The sequence below is a fragment of the Geobacillus sp. B4113_201601 genome, from assembly GCF_001587475.1.
Classification (GTDB): domain Bacteria; phylum Bacillota; class Bacilli; order Bacillales; family Anoxybacillaceae; genus Geobacillus; species Geobacillus icigianus.
Genome location: NZ_LQYX01000064.1, coordinates 1 through 2,849 on the forward strand (window position 1 = coordinate 1; position 2,849 = coordinate 2,849).

Here is a 2,849-nt window from a genome sequence, read left to right on the forward strand (position 1 = left end):
CGATGGCATCTTGTTGGTGTATTCGCTTGTAACACTCGGGCTAGTTGAGCGCTAGCGCTCAACTAGCACCACGGGTATAAATTATATATTTTGTTATTATTTAGATCAATATAAATACTTTTGGCTCATCACCACAACGTGTACTTGACGACGGTGCACTTCTCTGAACAGGTATAAGCAAAACATGGTTGGTTTCCTGTTCTTTCGTGGATGCATAAGTAAGATGTGTGATGGAAAAATCAAGTACAACTTTTGGTGAAGAGCCATACTTTTATAAATAAAGGAGGGGGAATTCCAATGAACAAAATAAAAAGTTATTTATCGTTCCTCTTATCCTTTGTATTAATTCTATCCACTTTGGGTGGCGCAGGAATTGCTCAAGCGCAGGTAGAAGAAAATTATATGGAAGAGTGGATTGAAGAAGAATTACCACAATTAGATGATTACGAACAAGCATTATCCATCATTGAACAAATTCCTGAATCAGTTGTTTTAGAAGGAACTGACGCCATTATTAACTGGTACAAAGAAAATATTGATGATCCGGCTGTCTTGGCAGCAATACAATATCAGTACAATCAAACAAACCAAGGAGAATTCAAGATACAGGGGGTCGTTGGATGTGTTAGTGCTGTAGGAGTTGCGCTTGTTACGCTAGCTTGGGCACCATCCAAAATTTTAAAAGTTAAGGAAGCATTAAAAGCTCTTGGAGGAACAGCAAAATTTGTATCTACTGCTATCAACTACTATAAAAACTATAGAAAATTAAAGTATCCTCGGACGATTGCTTGGGAACGAGCAGTGAATGCTGCTGCTGTTAATGTTGCTCCATCATTAAAAGAGGCTTTACTCGGTTTCTTTGGAATTGCTTCCATTGTTGATGCTTGTACTTCATAGTTTCCTAAAAGGTAGACATCCTCTGACTCTTTTCAACTCACATTTCGCACCCTCTCGACAAAAATCGGGAGGATTTTTTTATCTTCCTGTCGAATAAAACCTTGAAGCACAAGGAAAGCAAAGGGAGTTTGCTCATCATGGACGTTCGAATTCGGGCTATTTATGAAAGTTCTTATTTGAATAGAATAAACACCCTGTTCAAAGATCTTGACCTTCCTCAGTTGATGGATCATCTCGTTCCCGTGAATCCGCAATGAGCTGAAAAGAAAATAAAAAGACGTATAAACGAAAGCCTCTTCTGCATGTGCAGCTGAAGAGGCTTTTTCAGCATTGATTTATTATATTTTATTTCATTCATCGATCACTTGCACCAAGATGCTTTTTTAATGCTTCTTGGAGAATCTGCGAATAGTTCACATCGTATTGTTTCGCAAGGTCGTCGAGCCATTTAGGAATGGTCAATGTCTTTTTGACGGCTTTGTTCTCCATTTCATGACGGAAAGGTGGCATCCATACTTCAACGAACACAACCACTTGGTGTTTTTCTGTTTGAATTTCCGATACTTTTGAAGGCTGAGGGATTTTTTCATTTTCTTGTTCTAAGCCGTACAGATGCAATGCCATCGCTTCTTTTGCCATTTGAAATGCTTCTTCTTCTGTGTTTCCGCATGTAAAGCATCCAGGAAGATCCGGAAACTCAACAGATATTCCGTCATCCGCATAATCGAAAATGGCTGGATAAATGTAACGATCTTTTTTATTCATATATATCAACCTCCTTTAGGAGGGGCTTAGAGTAGCCCCGCCTGTTTGAGTATGCTTTTTACGGTTTTGATTGGTAAGTCTTTCTTAGGATGAGGGATGGTGACTAAGCCAGGTTTACTAGGATGTTTAAACTGATAATGACTGCCATTGCTTCTTACTATGTACCATCCGTCTTGCTGTATCATTTTGATTAATTGCTTTGAAGAGTAACTCTTCATTTCCCTCCCTCCTTGATTTCATTATAACACGTATTATAATACGTATCAACTTTTTTTCGTTATTTTTTGCTTTTTTTGTCGTGTAAATGCCACTAATAAGTGAATATTGCATTTTCGTTCATTGGAGTGATGAACATGTACAAACTGCGTGAAGCATTAAGTGATAAAGACAAACAAAAGCTACGTCGCATGAAGAAAAAAGACAACATGACCTGGCGTGATTGGCTCGATGTGATGGGAACGAATCGCCAGCGATACAAGCGAGTGCGCGGGGCGATTCGTTGGCACTATGATAAAACCCGGCGAACCATTTACGCGATCGATGAAATATACGGCGTAAAACTTTCGAATCGAGAAGTAGCTGAAAAAATCAAAGCGAAAAACTACCATGTAGAACCGATTATCGCTGACAGTGCCGAGCCGAAATCGGTGGATGAGATGAAGAAAGAGCATGGCATTCCAAGGATTAAAGGGGCCAAGAAAGGACCGGGAAGCGTGGAGTACGGGGAAAAGATGAGTCGGAGTACACAAACGGCGAAAAACGCCAGTCCATGAATGGATTGGTGGATTCGGTTCCTTATGAAGAGTGGTATAATGAACATGTATTGAAACCAAAGCTCGAGGCGGAACGTAAAGAAAGAGAGAAGCGCCAAGCGTTAGAAGAACAGATACGAGCCGATATTCGTAATGGTGTTTATAAATTGGAACACAGCCGAAACCATTACGACAAGCATAAGTCTCATAAACGCTATCTTGATTATGTAGAGAGGAATAAAGCAAAGGGTAAGCAGAAGCCAAGCTATTTAACGATTTCTTATGAGGAAGCTAATGAGTTAGTGAGAAAATATGCTGGAACAGGGGAATTGGTGATAAATATGAAAACTTTAGAGTGGTTAAAAAAGGAGCATTCCCGTTAGGAGCTTTTCCGGGGACTTGATCAAAAAAAGCCCTCTTGGTATGATGCAGGGG

General features: G+C 39.8%; 4 protein-coding genes and 1 pseudogene. 3 read left to right on the plus strand and 2 right to left on the minus strand.

Translation table 11 applies throughout. The features are described 5' to 3' along the window. Positions 1-297 precede the first annotated feature (297 nt). Positions 298-897, plus strand: a complete 600-nt coding sequence (locus B4113_RS08115) for a hypothetical protein (RefSeq protein WP_033843625.1) — start codon at positions 298-300, stop codon at positions 895-897. 354 nt (positions 898-1,251) lie between these two features. Here the strand turns inward: B4113_RS08115 and B4113_RS08125 are convergent, their stop codons facing one another. Then, positions 1,252-1,662, minus strand: coding sequence for a type II toxin-antitoxin system HicB family antitoxin (locus tag B4113_RS08125; protein WP_033843628.1), 411 nt, complete (start codon positions 1,660-1,662; stop codon positions 1,252-1,254). A 26-nt stretch (positions 1,663-1,688) separates the two neighbouring features. Next, positions 1,689-1,880 carry a type II toxin-antitoxin system HicA family toxin gene (locus tag B4113_RS08130; RefSeq protein WP_033843629.1) on the minus strand — a complete coding sequence of 64 codons (192 nt, stop codon included), beginning with the start codon at positions 1,878-1,880 and terminating at the stop codon, positions 1,689-1,691. A 276-nt stretch (positions 1,881-2,156) separates the two neighbouring features. Here B4113_RS08130 and B4113_RS08135 point away from each other — a divergent pair. Then, positions 2,157-2,393, plus strand: a pseudogene (locus tag B4113_RS08135) (terminase large subunit); the annotation flags it as partial. Positions 2,394-2,431: 38 nt separating this feature from the next. Further along, a complete protein-coding gene (locus B4113_RS08140; protein WP_235597982.1) occupies positions 2,432-2,797 on the plus strand; it encodes a polymorphic toxin type 50 domain-containing protein in 366 nt (121 codons plus the stop codon). Positions 2,798-2,849 lie beyond the last annotated feature (52 nt).

Bases quoted from the DNA above. Each gene is read 5' to 3' on its own strand.
- B4113_RS08115 (WP_033843625.1), top strand. From the start codon at position 298: ATGAACAAAATAAAAAGTTATTTATCGTTCCTCTTATCCTTTGTATTA.
- B4113_RS08125 (WP_033843628.1), bottom strand. From the start codon at position 1,662: ATGAATAAAAAAGATCGTTACATTTATCCAGCCATTTTCGATTATGCG.
- B4113_RS08140 (WP_235597982.1), top strand. From the start codon at position 2,432: ATGAATGGATTGGTGGATTCGGTTCCTTATGAAGAGTGGTATAATGAA.
- B4113_RS08130 (WP_033843629.1), bottom strand. From the start codon at position 1,880: ATGAAGAGTTACTCTTCAAAGCAATTAATCAAAATGATACAGCAAGAC.